Annotated in this window: 13 protein-coding genes and 1 pseudogene; 11 read left to right on the plus strand and 3 right to left on the minus strand. The window is 50.2% G+C overall.

Annotated elements, in window-relative coordinates; all coding sequences use genetic code 11:
- Positions 1-123: 123 nt before the first annotated feature.
- Positions 124-492, minus strand: coding sequence for a hypothetical protein (locus ABEA08_RS07825; RefSeq protein ID WP_345334734.1), 369 nt, complete (start codon positions 490-492; stop codon positions 124-126).
- Between the two features lie 810 nt (positions 493-1,302).
- Here ABEA08_RS07825 and ABEA08_RS07830 point away from each other — a divergent pair.
- The 4 genes from ABEA08_RS07830 to ABEA08_RS07845 all read left to right on the plus strand — a co-directional run bounded on the left by ABEA08_RS07830 (position 1,303) and on the right by ABEA08_RS07845 (position 7,103).
- On the plus strand, positions 1,303-3,045 hold the full coding sequence (locus ABEA08_RS07830; protein WP_345334735.1) for an aryl-sulfate sulfotransferase: 1,743 nt from the start codon (positions 1,303-1,305) through the stop codon (positions 3,043-3,045).
- 124 nt (positions 3,046-3,169) lie between these two features.
- Positions 3,170-3,853: a TetR/AcrR family transcriptional regulator gene (locus ABEA08_RS07835; protein WP_345334736.1), complete on the plus strand. Its 684-nt coding sequence runs from the start codon at positions 3,170-3,172 to the stop codon at positions 3,851-3,853.
- Between the two features lie 224 nt (positions 3,854-4,077).
- A complete protein-coding gene (locus ABEA08_RS07840; protein ID WP_345334737.1) occupies positions 4,078-5,028 on the plus strand; it encodes a LysR family transcriptional regulator in 951 nt (316 codons plus the stop codon).
- 317 nt (positions 5,029-5,345) lie between these two features.
- Positions 5,346-7,103: an aryl-sulfate sulfotransferase gene (locus ABEA08_RS07845; protein WP_345334738.1), complete on the plus strand. Its 1,758-nt coding sequence runs from the start codon at positions 5,346-5,348 to the stop codon at positions 7,101-7,103.
- 74 nt (positions 7,104-7,177) lie between these two features.
- On the opposite strand, the gene ABEA08_RS07850 is transcribed toward ABEA08_RS07845, so the two are convergent.
- A complete protein-coding gene (locus tag ABEA08_RS07850) occupies positions 7,178-7,834 on the minus strand; it encodes a TetR/AcrR family transcriptional regulator (protein ID WP_345334739.1) in 657 nt (218 codons plus the stop codon).
- Between the two features lie 264 nt (positions 7,835-8,098).
- On the opposite strand from ABEA08_RS07850, the gene ABEA08_RS07855 reads away from it, so the two are divergent.
- The 5 genes and pseudogenes from ABEA08_RS07855 to ABEA08_RS07870 all read left to right on the plus strand — a co-directional run bounded on the left by ABEA08_RS07855 (position 8,099) and on the right by ABEA08_RS07870 (position 14,636).
- The gene (locus ABEA08_RS07855; RefSeq protein ID WP_345334740.1) at positions 8,099-9,877 is read left to right on the plus strand and encodes an aryl-sulfate sulfotransferase; all 1,779 of its coding nucleotides are present in this window, start codon (positions 8,099-8,101) and stop codon (positions 9,875-9,877) included.
- 243 nt (positions 9,878-10,120) lie between these two features.
- Positions 10,121-10,318, plus strand: a pseudogene (locus ABEA08_RS22015) (helix-turn-helix domain-containing protein); the annotation flags it as partial.
- 145 nt (positions 10,319-10,463) lie between these two features.
- Positions 10,464-11,111: a substrate-binding domain-containing protein gene (locus tag ABEA08_RS07860; RefSeq protein ID WP_345334741.1), complete on the plus strand. Its 648-nt coding sequence runs from the start codon at positions 10,464-10,466 to the stop codon at positions 11,109-11,111.
- Between the two features lie 474 nt (positions 11,112-11,585).
- Complete coding sequence (locus tag ABEA08_RS07865) at positions 11,586-13,355, plus strand: aryl-sulfate sulfotransferase (protein WP_345334742.1); 1,770 nt, start codon at positions 11,586-11,588, stop codon at positions 13,353-13,355.
- A gap of 258 nt (positions 13,356-13,613) precedes the next feature.
- Positions 13,614-14,636 carry a LysR family transcriptional regulator gene (locus ABEA08_RS07870; protein WP_345334743.1) on the plus strand — a complete coding sequence of 341 codons (1,023 nt, stop codon included), beginning with the start codon at positions 13,614-13,616 and terminating at the stop codon, positions 14,634-14,636.
- A gap of 259 nt (positions 14,637-14,895) precedes the next feature.
- Here the strand turns inward: ABEA08_RS07870 and ABEA08_RS07875 are convergent, their stop codons facing one another.
- A complete protein-coding gene (locus tag ABEA08_RS07875) occupies positions 14,896-16,677 on the minus strand; it encodes an aryl-sulfate sulfotransferase (RefSeq protein WP_345334744.1) in 1,782 nt (593 codons plus the stop codon).
- Positions 16,678-17,112: 435 nt separating this feature from the next.
- Here ABEA08_RS07875 and ABEA08_RS07880 point away from each other — a divergent pair, with 435 nt between their 5' ends.
- Complete coding sequence (locus tag ABEA08_RS07880; RefSeq protein ID WP_345334745.1) at positions 17,113-17,730, plus strand: thiol:disulfide interchange protein DsbA/DsbL; 618 nt, start codon at positions 17,113-17,115, stop codon at positions 17,728-17,730.
- A gap of 11 nt (positions 17,731-17,741) precedes the next feature.
- Positions 17,742-18,362: a disulfide bond formation protein B gene (locus ABEA08_RS07885; RefSeq protein WP_345334746.1), complete on the plus strand. Its 621-nt coding sequence runs from the start codon at positions 17,742-17,744 to the stop codon at positions 18,360-18,362.
- Positions 18,363-18,412 lie beyond the last annotated feature (50 nt).

Consider the following 18,412-nt stretch of genomic DNA (forward strand, 5'->3'; position numbering starts at 1 on the left):
AATCGGCTGACCAAAGTTTTACAGACGCATAAATCAAAACACCCTGCACAGTGCAGGGTGTTTTTGTTAAGGCTCGTAGAATGCCCGAAGGGCAACCGCTCTCGCCATCGGACATTGCTCGCCTTAATAACTCCAACGTGTCGGCGCGCCGGCAGGATATATCTCTGGCTGAACCACCTGAGTCGCTCCCCCTTTCGTATTGACCAGTGTGACAGTGTCTCGGCCGCTGAGCTCCAACCGATAAGACTGGCCTGCCTGCGTCTCAAGCAGATAGTAACTTGGGATCTGATGGTCTTTATTGGTATCGACGATAGCAACCATCTCGCTCCCAGAGCCAACCAGCAGTTTACCACCCATCATCAGCGCATCAGACGCATTGACACTGACCACCTCAATCCCAGCACCAAGCGCGACAGTTGAAGCTTCAGAGGCCGATACAACGGCACTAAAACCAGTAACAATCATTGCAGCAACAGATAAAACGTTTTTCATAGTAATCCCTCATTCGCTGGTGAAAACCGTTTCACCATGGCCACTGTTTAAAATTCAGCCTACACCGCAAACACTAGTTGCCTTACGAAAGTTGATCAAGATCACAAATTCAATTGCCGCCATCGGTTTTTTCCTCGCTTAACCTGTTAATCAGGCAAAGGGATCCTGACCACCGAGCGCGAACGCCATTCAAGGCTATTGCCTGTAACGACTTAATCCTAATCACCACAAGACGAATTAAACCCACGGCTCTATCTTCATAAAAGCCCCCCCAACGTTAAAATGGCTAAGAACCGGTCACTCCAGCTCAGCGCCTCCGCTCACTGAGCAAAAATAAGCTCACAAATAACGACAATGGTCAGCACTACACTGCGGGGCTACTTATTTTGGCCCTCGTCGCTCAGGGCACCGCAAAACCACGCTCTTACGTCTGTCACAATCTATGCATCTTAGAACTGACGCAGAGAAATCTCACAGAGCTCACAAGGAAGTTAAAAGCGCTCGCTCACTGAAACCAGTGCGCTCGTTCTCGAAATTAATCTTGGCCGTGAAGCTCGATTTCCTCGAAAGCAAATAGGGTTCAATCGATATTTTCTACACAATCAAGTTCGCGCCCTCGATCACGTATTCCATTCTGTTAAGTCCTTAAAAACAAAAAAATCGACGCAACTTTTGTGACTCGCACTACGTTAACGGCATCGCTGAAGACGGTCCAAGTGGATCCCGCGACGCCTCACACTATTGCCAAGCCCTGTATGAAAAACTGATTTCGCTGACCAAACATTTACATTGGAATACTAAGGAAAGTACATGAAAGGTTTAAAGCTCTCGGTTCTTGCTCTGGCGATATCAACGCCACTGATGCTCTCAGCGGCCTCATTCCCACCGGCGCCTGCCGCTGGTGATCTGGGCCGTATCGTCCACAATCCTTACGGCAACGCGCCACTGTCGGCCGTGATCGAAACCGCCAATAAAAACGTCTCCGACGTCAAGGTGACGGTGAAAGGCAAAGGCCGTAAAGGCTTGGACATTAGCTACGACGTCGGACCCAAGTCGCTGTTAACCCATGATGGCATTCCTGTGGTGGGCATGTATGCCGACTTCCGCAATACCGTCGAAGTCAGCTATAAGCTTGATGGCAAGGCAACCCGCGAAACCTACACCATTCAAACGCCGGCGATCAGCGATATTGCCATCGACAACCGCAGCCTGAGCAACCTTCAGACCGTGGACGTAAAAACCGTTGCGCCTGGCTTTGAAGATCGCCTCTACATGGTCAACTCGTTCTCCTATAACCCCAATGGTTCCGACCTCGCATGGCGTGACAATACCGGTGCCGCCAACTTCGATTTGGCCCCCAATACCTACATCATCGATACTCAGGGTGAATACCGCTGGTGGCTGGACCAAGCTGCGATGTACGACGTTGACGGCCGCGATATCGACAAGCGCGGCGCGCTGATGGGGATCCGTCCGACCGAGCGCGGCAGCTACACCTTTGTGCAGGGTCAAAAACTGTTTGAGATGGATCTGACTGGCCGCATGGCCCGCGACGAAAGGCTGCCTCGTGGTTATCAAGATGCCAGCCACGAAGCGGTCGAGATGCCTAATGGTGATGTGTTGGTTCGTGCCGCGAAACGCAACTATCTGCGCCCGGATGGCACCATCGTTCACACGGTGCGAGACCATATCCTGCAGATCGATCCCAAAGGCCAACTGGTTGACGTCTGGGATCTCAACACCATTCTGGATCCGATGCGCGATAACGTCTTGATCAGCCTCGATGCCGGCGCCGTATGCATGAACGTCGATGCCGAGCAGGAAGGACAAACCGTCAAGGTCGAGCCTGACGCCCCTTATGGTGACATCGCCGGCGTTGGTACCGGTCGTAACTGGGCTCACGTTAACTCGATTGCCTATGACGAGAAAGACGACAGCATCATCCTCAGCTCGCGTCACCAATCCGCCGTCATTAAGATCGGTCGTAATAAGGAAGTAACCTGGATCATCGCCGCCCGTGCTGGCTGGAATGACGAGCTTGCCAGCAAGGTTCTACAGCCGGTCAACAGCAAAGGCAAGAAGATCAAGTGTACCGAAAACGGGCAGTGCGAAGACAACTTCGACTTTACCTGGACTCAGCACACCGCTTGGATCACCCCCAAAGGCACCATTACCGTCTTGGATAATGGCGACGGTCGCCACATGGAACAACCCGCCATGCCCAACATGAAGTACACCCGCTTCGTTGAGTACAAGGTCAATGAGAAGAAGGGCACCGTTGAGCAAGTTTGGGAATACGGCAAAGACCGCGGCTACGAGTGGTACAGTCCGATCACTTCCGTGACCGAGTACCGCCCCGAAACCGATACCATGTTTGGCTTTGGTGGCTCCATTGAGATCTTCATGCCGGGTCAAGGCACTCGGGGTAAGATCAACGAGATCGACTACAAAACCAAGGAAGTAAAAGTCGAGATCGATGTATTTAACACCAAACCACATACGCCGCACTATCGTTCCATCATCGTTGAACCCAATAAGATGTTTAGTGAATAATCGATAAGACATTATAAAAGGGCAGCACAAACGTGCTGCCCTTTCATTTGTTGCTGATAAGCGCAAGACAAGTTTATTGATTCGATATATTGTGACGACATGACAATTATAACTGGACGTGGCAGTGGCAATAAAAAGGAACAAGACGGAACTCGAGATAGTCAAAGCGGCTCGTAAGATTATTGCCGAAGATGGATTACTGTCTTTCCAATTTAAGGATATTGCCAATGAGGCGAAGATCAGCACCAGCACCCTACGCCTGCTTTTCTGTAGCAAAGAGGATTTGCTCGCAAGAATATTGGTAGACCACCTTAACGGCCATCACACGCGTTTGCTGCACATAACCCAGACTCAGTTAAACCTGAAAGAGAAGGTGTTTAGCTACGGCCTTTCCATGATCTATCCAGACTACTTTTCCAAGGACATCTCAGGCTGCCATTTCTTATTATCCAATCCTGCCATCTGGAAGGCGCTAACCCCACTGCGTCAACAGCAGTTAGCGCAGTGCTTTGCTCGATTATCACAAGCCGCCTTGGCATTATTTCAGCAGGCGATCGATGAAAAGAAGCTTGCCGGTTGCGCCGTTGAACACCACCAACTCTTTAGCTCCTATGCCAGGGGGTGCTCTCTGCAGTTACAAAATGCGCTATATATGCACGACAAGCATCAATTCGTGAACAAAATTATCGAAAAGAATATGAGCAACCTTATCGATTCCCTACCCTGGCAATCACCGATGATGGTCTGCGACCTTAAAAAGATAAAAATGACGGTTCGAACCGTCTCGGATCAGTCAAATAGCGTCTAATTCCGCACTTCCAAAGCCAAACGGCAAATGCCAGGGGGTTTGTAAGCCTTTATGATCAGGTCTTGACGCTACTCTCGGAACACCCATTAAGGCACGTTCGATAATTTATCGTTGCCACTCTGTGTTTGCTGTGATCAGAACGATGCCTTAATCATCTGTCGCTTGGCTCAATGCGGACAACCTCCTAACCTAAGATCTTGTTCAATAAACGATCAGAGAACTTAGTGGCAGATTTCAGTGATCTTCGCATCGGGGCACTCAATACCTTCAAGGTCATCTATGAGGAAGGGTCTACCCAACGCGCCGCCGAACGACTCGGTCATTCTCAATCCGGGATCAGCTACGAGTTAAAGAAGCTCAGAGAGATCTTCGACGATCCCCTGTTCAGTCGCTGCCGGGATGGCTTACTCCCGAATGAACGGGCACATCAACTCTACTTAGGCCTCCCAAAAGTGCTAGCCGAGATGGAAAACCTCTATAATGGCAGTACCGATTTTCATCCTGAGCAATACCGAGGAAACGTTAGAATTGCGATCCTGGAGCCACTGGCGGTCGCCGTGATGCCGAAGCTCTATTCGCTGTTTCAACAGCACTGTCCTCATGTCGATCTGCAACTGATGCCTTGGAATAAAGGAACGTTAGAACAACTAAAACGGGGGATCATCGATGTCGGCTTACACCTGCACAGTGTTGAGGATGATTACATCAACAATGAACGTATTTGCCCCTCCATTCGCATTCTCGCCTGCCGAAATAACCATCCCATCTTAAAGCGCAAACAGATAACCCTGATGGAGATGTGCAATTACCCACTGTTGCTTCAGGATCTGCCCAGTTGGAATCAGCAGGGTCAATCCATCATCGAAAAAGCCAGCCAAGAGAAGAAGCTACCACTGCGTATTTCTGCCCGAGTCAGCTATCTGCCAGCCATCGTGCCCATGCTGCAGTCCAGCAATGCACTATGCTACTCTTCAGCCATCGGTTTGGCGCAATTTCAGCAACAACTGACGTTGCTGCCAGCACCGCGCGAACTCAGCAGCCACGCATTCCATTACCACTGCCTCTATCCCATTAGCCAAGCCGAAGCCCCGTTCAACCTGTGGCTGCGAGCGCAGTTGCGCGAGATATTGGCTCAACTCATGCCCAAGATAGTCAGCAATAGCCGCGAACGGTGATAAACCCTATCGCGATAGGATGACACACGCGCCCAGAAACGAATTTCATTGCTCCGATACGCTGTCGAGTACATAGAACTAATGGATACAGTATATCGTTTCTTTTTCATGCGACTCGCCACATGCCGTCATGCCTTACCCAATTTTCTGATGCCCTTAGCCACAATCTTTGGCAGCGTTCAGAAAAAACCACCTCAGCTTCCACTTCCTCCCCCAAGTCCGGCCGATGGTCCGCTCAGTGTGACCACGGTCACATCCGACAACCTCCCGCTTTTACGACACTGAGTACGACAACAAATAACGTAAAGGATGACACGATGATGAAGCACACATTATTAACCGCCGCCATTGCCAGTGCACTGCTCTTGGGAGGAAGCATAACCGTCGGTATCAGCAGCGCCGACGCCGCCGTAGTCAGCCTAGCCCGCCCCGGCCAAGGTCAGCTTGGCAAAATTAAGGTCAATCCATACGGCCATGCGCCTTTGTCGGCGGTCATTAACCTGCAGAGTAAAGAACCAAAAGATGTCGTAGTGACCGTCCGAGGTAAAGGCAAGGATGGCGTACCCATCACCTACCCCGTCAGCCGGGATATCCAGCAAACCCATGATGGCATTCCAGTCTTCGGGCTTTACGCCGATCACTCCAATGAGGTGCAACTTAACTACGTACTCGACGGCAAAAAAGTGGAAGAGGTGTATAAGATACAAACACAACCCATCGCCGGGATCAGCGTCGATGGTGCTGTCTACAGCATGCCCAAAGTCACGCCTAAGGTCGTCAAAAAAGGGTTTGAAGACCGGCTTTATTGGATCAACCACATCCTGATGGACAATGACTCGATGGACGTCATGTGGTCCAAAGGGGGGGCTTTGGAGTGGAACCGTTGGCCAGTTAACTTCATTACCGATACTCAGGGTGAGCCACGTTGGTATCTGGACGCCAATACCATCCACGACGACAATGACGTCAACAAACGCGGGATCGTTATGGGCGTCCATCAGGTCGAAAACGGCGATATCATCTTTGCACAGGGTCAGCGCTACTATCGGATGGATCTGTTGGGCCGGATGATCGTCGAACGCGATCTGCCCCGTGGCTATATCGACTTTTCCCATGCAATGACCGAATTACCCAATGGCAACTACCTTATCCGCGCAGCCAAAAAAGACTATGTTCGCCCCGATGGCGTGGTCACCAACACCGTTCGAGATCATATCTTGGAGATCGATCAGCAAGGTCGCTTGGTCGAGGTTTGGGATCTGAACAAGATCTTGGATCCCATGCGTGATGCCCTACTATTGGCACTCGACGCCAAGGCGGTGTGTCTCAATGTCGATGATGACGCGGAGGCGGTCAGCATCGAGCCTGACGCCCCATTTGGCGACCATGCAGGGGTTGGCACAGGCCGGAACTGGGCGCACGTCAACTCCGTCGACTACGACGCCAGCGATGACTCCATCGTTATCTCGCCACGTCACCAAGCCACCGCCATTAAGATCGGCCGTGACAAAGAGGTGAAGTGGATCCTCGGTCCAAGCGAAGGCTGGAAAGGCGATCTGGCAACAAAGCTGCTGACACCGGTCGACAATCGCGGCAAGAAGCTGAATTGCTCGCCTCAGGGTAAGTGTGAAAACACCGATTTTGACTTTGGTTATACCCAGCACACCTCCTGGTTAGTGCCAGAAAAAGGAACCCTGGTGACCTTCGACAACGGCGATGGTCGTTATCATGAGCAACCGGCCTTCGCAGAAGCGAAATACAGCCGTGGCGTCGAATACAAGATTGACGAGAAAAACATGACCGTCAAACAACTGTGGGAGTACGGTAAAGATCGCGGTTACGAATGGTATAGCCCAATTACCTCAGTGACCGACTATGAAGCGGATAAAGATACGATGATGATGTACTTCGCCTCCGCAGGCCTGTTCTCCAGCGAGAACACCAAGCCCAAACTGGCCGAAGTCAAATACGGTACTCAGGATGTCATGGTCGAATTGCATGTCGAAGCCCCAACCTCGAAGCAACCCTCCTACCGCGCTATCGTCATCCGTCCGGACCAAGCCTTCGGCGAGTGATCACGCCCAGTAGAGAATGGAGGCCTCGGCCTCCATTTTTTTGCAAAATGCAGAATCGAACCATGACACGCGTTTCATAGCTCCAAAGCTACGTAGTTCTGGTGATAAGATCGAGCGAACCGACTTAAGTACGCCTTCACATCCTCGGTCGATACCGACGTTTCCTGCTTCAACGTAGATAAAAACGCCGTTATCAAATCAAAAAAGATCTCCAGCGAACGCAGCCGCTCTTCTTGCGAAGATGCCTTTTTAATGGTTAACACACAGCCATCCACGATCTGGTCGATCCCATGGCACAGATAAGCCGCATCAATACCCAATGCTCTCAATTGATCCATCAGCCAATGCCGGTGCCTTGCCATTAACCGCTCGAGATCCAATCGGGCGAATGGCGACACACTGTCCAAAGGGAGATCGGCGCCCGCCAATATGACGTACTTTCCGCTAGCCAGCAGCCAAGGCCTATAGGTACTGCGAACCAAAAGCCGTGAATAAACGTCGTCAAAGTCCCGTTCAACCAAAGCATCAAAAGACAAAGACCGCCGATACCTTTGACCTAGAAGCGCTGCCATCAAGTCAGGTAAAGAACGAAAATGCTTGTAAACCGTTCCGTTAGAGTAACCTGAGCGCTTGGCAATTTTATTTAACGACAGTGAGTTAATGCAGTCCTTCGCCAATAGCGCTTCAGCAGCCGAGATCAATTCATGATATTGCTGCTCCCTGTCAACCATTTCCCTTTTCCTTTGATGAGCTCCCTCAGACTCAATACTGCCAAAAAACAGACCACACACACAACGGTAATTTATTTCGCAAACGCCATCCTATTGTTTTTTATCAAGTAAATTTGGCGCACCAAGCTTCGAACCCTCTTCTTGATGGACGGCGCAAATTAAATAAAACAGCGCAATACAATAACAATCAAGGGACGACTCTTGATTCGACCTAGCGAGTAGAAACTTATTTGGTTTTATCTGCCTGAAAAAATGGAGTGGAAAATGAAAAAAATTGCGCTAATGGTATCGCTATCTCTAGGTACTATTTGTGCTGCGAATGCAGCATCCTACCCACCAGCCCCCGATGTCGGCCAATTAGGCACAGTCATCACCAACCCATTTAAGAACGCGCCACTCACAGCCGTGATTGGCCTGGCCGGAAATACCATCAGTGACGTCAGCGTCAAAGTGCATGGTAAAGGCGCAAACGGCATCGACATTGAGTATGAAGTTGGCCCTAAATCACTGCTCAACAACGATGGGATCCCCATCTGGGGGATGTACGCCTCCCACCGCAATAAAGTGACCGTCAGCTTTGTTAAAGATGGCAAAAAATACGTTGAAGATTACACCATTCAAACTTCAGGGATCAGCAACCGCTATCTGGACAGTCGCGATAATTCCGATTTGATGACGGTAGATGTCAAAAAAGTCAGCCCGGAGTTTAAAGATTCGCTGTATTTCGTCAACTCCTTCACCTATACCCCAGACGGCACCAACCTATCCTGGGCTGCACAAAAAGCACCGAAGAAAAAAGGTGCTCAATATCCAGCAGTAAAAACTACCGGCGCCATGTTCTTCGATATGGCCCCAATGAACTTCGTCATCGATTCCCAGGGCGAATACCGCTGGTGGATGGAGCAGGACGCGATCTACGACGGCTTTGGCATTGACGCAGAGCAACGCGGCTTGATGATGGGCTTCAACCAAACCGACAAAGGCAGCTTTACCTTCACCAAAGGCCAGCGCTGGGGTGAGTTCGACATGATGGGTCGCTTCCTTGTCGACCAACGCTTGCCTCATGGCTATGTCGATGCCAGCCACGAAGCCCACTACACCTCTATTGACACCGTCATGCTCCGTGTCGGTAAGCAAAACTACCGCCGCGATGATGGGGTGATGGTCAATACCGTCCGTGACCACATTGTTGAGGTCGACCGGCTGGGCAACGTGCAAGAAGTGTGGGACCTGACCAAGATCCTCGACCCTATGCGGGATGATCTGCTGACCTCCCTCGATCTGGGCGCCGTTTGCCTGAACGTCGACATGGACTCCATCGGTAAGAAAGCCACCGCCGAGCCAGATGCCGATCTGGGCGACATTCCAGGCGTTGGTGCCGGTCGTAACTGGGCCCACGTTAACTCCATTTGGTATGACAAAAACGACGATTCCATCATCCTGTCACTGCGTCACCAAGCCACGGTTAAGATTGGCCGCGACAAAGAGGTCAAGTGGATCCTGTCGCCTAATACTGGCTGGGGCGAGCTGTCTAATAAGGTACTGACTCCAGTCGACGCGCGCGGCAATAAGCTGAACTGCGAAGGTGCTCGCTGTGAAGGTACGGACTTCGATTGGAGCTACACTCAGCACACCTCTTGGGGTAACGATAAGGGCACAGTCACCGTCTTCGATAACGGCGATGGTCGCTTCCATGAGCAACCTGCAATGCCAACCATGAAGTACAGCCGCTTTGTTGAATACAAGGTCGATCCTAAAAACATGACCGTGCAACAGTTGTGGGAGTACGGTAAAGAGCAAGGCTACGATTGGTACTCCCCCATCACCTCAAACACCGAATACGACGCACGCAGCAACACCATGTTTAGCTTCAGCGGTTCAGTATTCATGTTTGAACGTGGCGAGCCCACCATCGGTAAGATCTCCGAGATCAATTACGACACAAAAGAGATTGAAGTTGAGATCGACGTTCTTTCCAACAAAGACAATCAACCTCACTACCGTGCTCTGAAGATCTATCCTGACACTCTGTTCAGTGAATAAGTAAGATAGCGGGCCAAGCCTAGCGCTTGGCCCGCTTCTTTCCCACGCGAGCAAAGTAAACCATCTAATTTTTAAGAAAAATGCAATTCAGTCATTCGAAACACCAATCGAAACATTACTCTCCTAAAAGCAGCAAAACGAAACTTCATTAACAAAGTAATCACTCCCCTCTGTATTGTTCTGTTTTTCCTACGTTGCTGCTGCGATGCTGCGAGTACCTGTGTGCAAAGGGCGATTACAGACATGGCCATCCCCCGTCAACTCAAAGATCTCAGCGTCATCCACTTACAGCTGATCCAAAAACTGCTGATCCACCGCTGCACGACCAGCGCCGGTAAAGAGCTTGGCCTCAGCCAACCCTCAGTCAGTTACCATCTGAAGAATCTCAGAGGCCTGTTTAACGATGAGTTGTTTGTTCGCTCTCAGCAAGGCCTGAGGCCAACCGAACATTGCCAACGGTTATCACGCCATATTAATGACATCCTTAGCCGCATCGAAGACGACTTGCTGCAATGTGGCACGTTCGAGCCATCAAATGTCGCCAAGGAGCTCAGAGTCGTTATGGATCCAACCTGTTGGCGCTTGAATGCGCTACTCATGGCGGAACTACAACGACTCATGCCCCGCACGACACTATCTACTGAATATTGGAATCGACAAACCTTTTACCGAACTGGAACAGGGTCAAATTCACTTTGGCGTGCATGTTATTCCTACGATAACAGCGCAGTTTCACAAAGTGCCTTTAGGTCCGTGCCAGCGCGTATTTATCATGCGAAAAAGGCATCCTTTAGCGCAGCAAAAAGTGGTCCACTTGCACGATTTGACTCAATACCCAGTCGCCCTGCACGATTTCAGCCGGCTAAATGGGAGCGGCAACTCCCTCATCGAGCGCGTACTAAAGCAACACAACTTGCAGCTCAATCTTCGCGCTAGAGTCGCCGACTGCCAAGCCTTATACGCGTCACTGTTGAGCGGCAATACCATAGCCTACACGTCGACACTCGCTCTGCCAGACGATCTCTCCGACTATGTCCTACTTGCTGCCCCTAAACCACTCACCCAAGTGCAAACTCAATACTGCTTGTATATCGCCAGCCAACGTTATGGTTCGCAGGAAACCAGCTATATATCCGACCTCATATATACCTGTTTTCAACAGCTATACGACCAACAGACACGCCCAGAAATAGCGCAAGTTCTGACAACCCAAAATAACTTACTCAAGGCGTAGAGTCGACGACATAAAACAATCGTTAACTACGCAAAAAAAATAACATTCATCGTTATAAATATGAGTCCACATCACTAAGTCCGACCACACAAAAGCCGCAGCAGTGATTAACAACCGATTCAGCACACTGCATAATTTTCTACGTAGAAGGAGTCTACCGAACAACAGGCCACAACCCCGGGGTAATGCCACCCCCTTCAAGGGGGCCTTTCAGGTAGTCACTACGGCGAGAGTGGGCGCCAACTAACCGAGCACTCCCTTTGCACCATGCCCCTACATTAATCTTATATATAGGCAAACTTAAATATTTGCATATCCGCCCTTATACCTTTCACCATCTCATAATTAGCAACAATCCTAGCTGCACTAAAATGACATTCGTCGCACGAGTCACAAACGACCCCGCTCCGTTGTCGATAAGGTCTTTCCCGAGATGTGAGCTCTGTGACTTATGCAAACAAAGAGGGATGAATGATGAATAAGAAATTACTGCCTATCGCGATCGCCGTTGGCTTATTTTCTGCCACTGCGGTACAGGGGGCGGGTTTTCCAGCGACTCCAGTGGTTGGGCAATTAGGTCAAATGTGGGTAAATCCATCGGGCTACTCGCCACTGACAGCGCTATTGGAAAGTGGTCAAAAAAACATTACCGATGTTCACGTTACTGTGCATGGGAAGGGTAAAAAGGGCGTTGATGTTGCCTATCCGGTTGGCCCAAAGGCCATGATGCGTCACCATGGGATCCCCATTGTCGGTCTGTACCCCGACTACAAAAACCAAGTCACGGTAACCTTTAAGATGGACGGCAAAAAGTACGTCGACAAATACGATGTATTAACTTCCCCCATTAATAACAGATACGTCGACGCCCGTAATGTCACCGCGATGCAGGAAGTCGAGGTCGTCAAGGTTGATAAAGCGTTTAAAGACCGCCTCTACCTCGTGAACTCCCACACACTGACTCAGCAAGGTTCCGATCTCCATTGGTCTGCTCCCAAAGGGAAAGAGTCCGCAACCCTATCCATGGGTTCTATACCATTTGAAGCGGCGCCGATGACCTACATCGTCGATACCAATGGCGACTACCGTTGGTGGTTGGATCAGGACGCGGTATACAACGCCAATGACATCGACATCAATAAGCGTGGCTACTTTATGGGCGTTCGGAAAACCGAATCCGATAAGTTTACCTACGTTCAAGGTCAGCGCTGGGGCCACTTCGATCTGCTAGGCAATTTCAATTCGTTCCGCTTACCACGGGGCTATCAAGACGCCTCTCACGAAGCGGTAACCATGCCCAATGGCGATGTGCTGGTCCGTGCGGCCAAAACCAACTACATCAACAGCCGCGGTGATAAAGTCCACACCGTCCGTGACCACATCCTGCAAGTCAATAGACTGGGTGAGCTCGTCGACGTGTGGGTGCTACCGGAGATCATGGATGAGTACCGCGATGCGCTGCTCTCGTCACTGGATCTGGGCGCCGTCTGCGTCAATGTGGATATCGAGCAGGTCGGTCAAACCTTGGATGAGATGGACCTCGATGCCCCTTACGGTGACCTTGCTGGCGTTGTGGCAGGACGTAACTGGGCCCACGTAAATTCGATCTCCTACGACCCAAGCGATGATGGCATCATCCTGTCATTCCGCCATCAAGGCACCGCAAAAATCACCCGCGACAAGCAGGTGAAGTGGATCCTGGCGCCACGGGAAGGTTGGCGCGGCGAATTGGCAGAAAAAGTGCTGCAACCCGTCGATGCCAATGGCAAGCCTATCGAGTGCACCATCAAAGGGAAATGTGAGGGTGACTTCGACTTCTCCTACACTCAGCACACTTCCTATTTGAGCCCACGCGGCACTGTTACCGTGCTCGACAACGGCGATGGCCGCTGGCATGAGCAACCCGCCATGCCGACCGATAAGTGGACCCGCTTCGTTGAGTACGATATCGACGAAGAAAACATGACAGTGAAGCAGGTTTGGGAATACGGTAAAGAGCGAGGCTACGATTGGTACAGCCCCATTACCTCCAACGTCGAGTATGTGCCCGATCGCAACACCATGTTTGGCTTTGGCGGCTCCGTGCACTTGCTGGAACCCGGCAGCCGCGCAACCGGTATGATCAACGAGATCGACTACGACACCAAAGAGGTCAAAGTTGAGATCCGTGTAAAATCGGATAAGAAAAACACACCGCACTACCGGGCCTTGTTCGTAGAGCCGGCCAAAATGTTCGGTGAATAAATTCCTATCTGTATAACTGCCAAGGTCTGACGGAATGTCAGGCCTATTATTTTGAGCCTGTCACAAGCTGCATCAACCCGCTTACCTTAGATAACACTCAACCAGCCCAGTCAAAACACGAATCGAAACATTGCCCCCCTAAAAGCCACAAAACGAAACTTGCTCAACAAAGTCGTCACCTCCCCTTTTATTGTTCTGTTTTTTTCAAGTTGTTGCTGCAATGCTCTGAGTACCTGTGTGTAGAGGAAAGGCGAACATATGACTGCTCCCCGTCAACTCAAAGACCTCGGCGTTATCCATTTACAGTTGATCCAAAAGCTGTTGATCCACCGCAGCACCGCTGATGCAGGAAAAGAACTCGGGCTCAGCCAATCTTCGGTCAGTTACCACCTAAAAAACCTCAGGGTTTTGTTTGATGATGAACTGTTTGTCCGCTATCAAAATGGCTTAAAGCCAACAGAACATTGCCAGCGGCTATCGCACCACATCAATGACATATTAAGTCGCATCGAAGACGACTTGTTGCAATGTGGCTCTTTTGATCCAGCCAACGTGCAAAAGGAGTTGTGGGTTGTCACGGATCCCACCTGTTGGCGCTGGCATCCATTGCTGCTCGCTGAACTTAAAAAGCGCACACCTCGGGTTACCCTGACGACACAAGGCTGGAACTCTCAAAGCTTCAAAGAGCTTGAGCAGGGGCGAGTGCACTTTGGTGTTCATATTTTAACCAACACCCCAGCACACTTTCATAATATCCCCTTGGGGCCGACTGAACGTGTATTTATCATGCGAAAAGGCCATCCTTTGGCACAACATGGCAAAGTTGCGCTACAAGACCTAACTCAATATCCGGTACTAATCCACCATCTAAGCGGCTGGAATTGTCATGGTCAATCCGTTATGGAGAACGTGCTGAAGGCTCATAACTTGCAATTAAACTTGAAAGCAAGGTTGTCCGACAGTCATGCTCTATTCGAAGCTCTGAAATACAGCAATGCTATCACCTATTCATCTGTCTTGGCACTACCATACGAGCTAAGTGATTACGCACTGCTACCTGCTCCCCCGGAGCTCACCCAAGTCAAAACCCATTACAGCCTGTATATTTCTGGTCACCGCTATGGCTCACAAGAGACCAGTTTCATGACGGAGCTGCTCTATGATTCGTTTCAGTCGCTATATGAAGAGACAGACCGACCAGAAATATCCCGCACCTTGATGCAACAAAATGAGCTACTGGAAGATTATTTAAGTAAATTAACCGTTACCGCAGCCAACTGAGTAAATCAGGTTAGCAGGGCGAGATCATGAATGAAGCTTGATCACACTCTTGCTGAGATTGTTCATAGTGCCACGTGCGTCTGCGTTCATTAATTGTGCCTTTTCGGAGACTACATTAACCACCTTCTCCAGCGCAGGTTAGGAACTAAACACTCATGCTCTTGCCCTGATCAGGTTAATGCTTATACCAATAAAAGGCATCAAACTAAAAGCCCGGCATCGCCGGGCTTTTGATTCATATTAGTAGAACCGCTAAAGCTTATTCACCGAACATCTTCGCAGGCTCGATGAACAGGGCGCGATAATGCGGTGCATTTTTCTTATCGGATTTCACGCGGATCTCAACTTTAACGTCTTTGGTGTCGTAGTCGATCTCGTTGATCATACCGGTAACGCGACTGCCAGGTTCCAGCAAGTGTACAGAGCCACCAAAACCAAACATGGTGTTGCGATCTGGCACATACTCTACGTTAGAAGTAATTGGGCTATACCAGTCATAACCACGCTCCTTACCGTATTCCCAAACCTGCTTAACGGTCATGTTCTCTTCGTCAATGTCGTACTCTACGAAGCGGGTCCACTTGTCAGTCGGCATGACGGGTTGGTCTAACCAGCGACCATCGCCGTTATCAAGAACGGTAACAGTGCCACGAGGGCTCAACCAGGAAGTGTGTTGGGTATAGGAGAAGTCGAAGTCACCTTCACATTTCCCTTTGCTGGTACATTCAATAGGTTTCCCGTTAGCATCAACCGGTTGCAACACTTTGCCTGCCAGCTCGCCGCGCCAACCTTCTCGTGGCGCCAGGATCCATTTCACTTTTTTATCGCGAGTCAGTTTCGCTGTACCCTGGTGGCGGAATGATAGAATGATGCCGTCATCGCTTGGATCGTAGGAGATGGAATTCACGTGCGCCCAGTTACGGCCAGCGACAACCCCTGCAGTATCACCATATGGGGCGTCGAGTGGGATCTCATCCATGGTTTGACCAACCTGGTCGATATCTACGTTAACGCAGACGGCGCCCAGATCCAGAGCCGAGAGCAGAGAATCACGATACTCATCCATGATTTCTGGCAGTACCCAAACATCAACTAGTTCACCGCGAGGGTTAACTTGTAATATGTGGTCACGAACCGTGTGTACCTTATCGCCACGGCTGTTGATGTAGTTGGTTTTTGCCGCACGGACTAATACGTCGCCATTTGGCATAGTCACCGCTTCGTGAGAGGCATCTTGATAGCCCCGTGGTAAGCGGAACGAATTGAAATTGCCTAACAGATCGAAGTGGCCCCAGCGCTGACCCTGCACGTAGGTAAATTTATCGGTGTCAGTTTTGCGAACCCCCATAAAGTAGCCACGTTTATTGATATCGATATCATTGGCATTATATACCGCATCTTGATCCAACCACCAACGATAGTCACCATTGGTATCAACGACATAGGTCATTGGCGCCGCCTCGAATGGCATAGAGCCCATGGCTGGCGTGGCATCAAACAATTTGGAGCTCGGGCCTTTAGAGCCGGACCAGTGGATGTCAGAACCTTGCTGAGTCAGTGTATGAGAGTTTACGAGGTAGAGCCGATCTTTAAACTTCTTATCGACCTTGATGACCTCGACCTCTTGCATGGCCGTGACGTTACGAGCATCAACGTATTTATTTTGGATAGGTGATGTCAGAACATCATATTTATCGACATGCTTTTTGCCGTCCTTTTTAAAGGTGACTGTAACCTTGTTTTTGTGGTCCGCGTACAAACCAACAATGGGGATACCATGATGACGCAGGATGGCTTTTGGGCCAACCGGGTAAGCAACATCAACGCCCTTTTTACCTTTACCATGAACGGTGACATGAACATCGGTAATGTTCTTTTGACCAGTTTCTAAAAGAGCAGTCAGAGGAGAGTTGCCCGTTGGATTAACCCACATCTGGCCTAGGTCGCCAACCGCAGGAGCCGCAGGGAAGCCCGCAGCCATCACACTGCTTGCAGAAAACAAGCCCACTGCAACCGCAGTTACCAGTAACTTTTTGTTCATCATCGCATCCTTTTTTTATCTTGAGCTGCCACCGGCCGCCCGTTGAAATCAGTATAAGTTTGACAACTCGCCGCGATTTGCGACCTTGGCCGCGAACATTGTTTCGACAAAAATTACGATGCTACAAATCAGAAACGCACCACTAAATCCCCCCTTGCTTTCAACTATTCACTACACACAATTAAAAAAATCAAATTATCCATCGGCACACCATTAGGTTTTTCGAACGCTCCAATTAAATAATTAGATAAGACAGCAAAAAGCTTGCGCGGCGCCCGATAAAAATAAACAAATGGTTGCGCCTACCTCCGTACCAAGTGAGCATGATCACACTCCGCTCTCGTTTATGCTCGGGCATGCAAAGGCGGACATCCAAAAAATGAAATAAAGAATTAGATAACGGAATCCAATCCATCACTGATCTAAGGAAAGACCATGCGCAATGTCATTCTCGCCGCCGTTTTCGCCTGCTTGGCCATGCCATCTCTCGCAGCCACCTATAAAGAAGGTGAGCACTACCAGGTATTGAAGCCTGAAATGCAATTCAATGCTCCAAATCAGGTCACCAAGATCTACTCGGTCAATTGCCCATTCTGCTACAAATATGAAACCGCCGTTATCCCAGGAATGGTCTCTCACCTACCTAAAGGTGCCAAATACGACGGCTACCACATCACCACCAAGACCCCACTCGGCACCGAAAAAACCCAAGTCTTAGCCGTTGCTAAAGTCATGGGTAATGAAAAAGGCTACAAAGAAGCCAAGATGGCTTTCTATCACCGCTACCACGATGAGAAAAAGCACTTTGCCAACGGTGAAGAAGCTATCGCCTTTGGCCTCAAAGCCGCAAAGATCAGCCGCAGTGATTTTGACAAGCAGGTCAACACCAAAGCAGTGAAAGATCAAATGGCGCAGTGGGACCAAGGCGTTGAAGTCGCCAAGATCCAAGGCATTCCTGCCATGGTAGTGAACGGTAAATACCTGATCAACACCGCAAAGGTTCGCTCAATGACCATGCTCGATGAGATGGTTGCACAGCTTCTTGCTGAATAAGGACGTATCCAATGGAGTTACTGAAGTCTCTTTGGGCGAACGTCAAAGCCGAGCCTGTGCCCACCTTGCACCGCTGGGCCAACCTGCGCCCGGTTTGGTTTGTCATGGCTGGCGCCGCCCTGTTTCTCGAGGCAACGGCCCACATCTATTTCCAATGGTTCTTGGCGATGGATCCGTGCGAAAAGTGCGTCTACATCCGCTACAGCCAGTTCTGCATCATGTTTGCCGGTTTGTTGATCGCCATCAAGCCGCAAAACCTGGTGTTAAAGCTGATCGGCCTCTACATCGCCTGGTGGGCGATCCTCCAAGGCATGGTCTGGTCAGTTGACCTAGTCGCGAGCCATTCAACCATGGAAGCACTGGATACCGGCATGGACTTCTTTGCCGCTGGCGGTGGGGCGAACGCCTGTGCAACCGAACCCTCCTTCCCGTTTGGGTTGCCATTACACGAGTGGTTCCCAACCACCTTCGCCATCACCGGCGTTTGCGGTGAAGACAACTGGAGCTTCCTTGGTGGCAGCATGGGTCACTGGCTGGTGTTCATCTATGGTGTGAAGATCGCCGTTCTCGGCACCGTCACCATCGGCTGGCTGGCCGGTTTCGTTAAGCCCAAAACCGCTTCCGCAAGCTAAAATACGAAGCCCCCGTGTCGCTTGCTTAGAGCGCCGCAGGGGCTTTTTCG

It is taken from the genome of Ferrimonas pelagia, assembly GCF_039543565.1.
GTDB lineage: Bacteria > Pseudomonadota > Gammaproteobacteria > Enterobacterales > Shewanellaceae > Ferrimonas > Ferrimonas pelagia.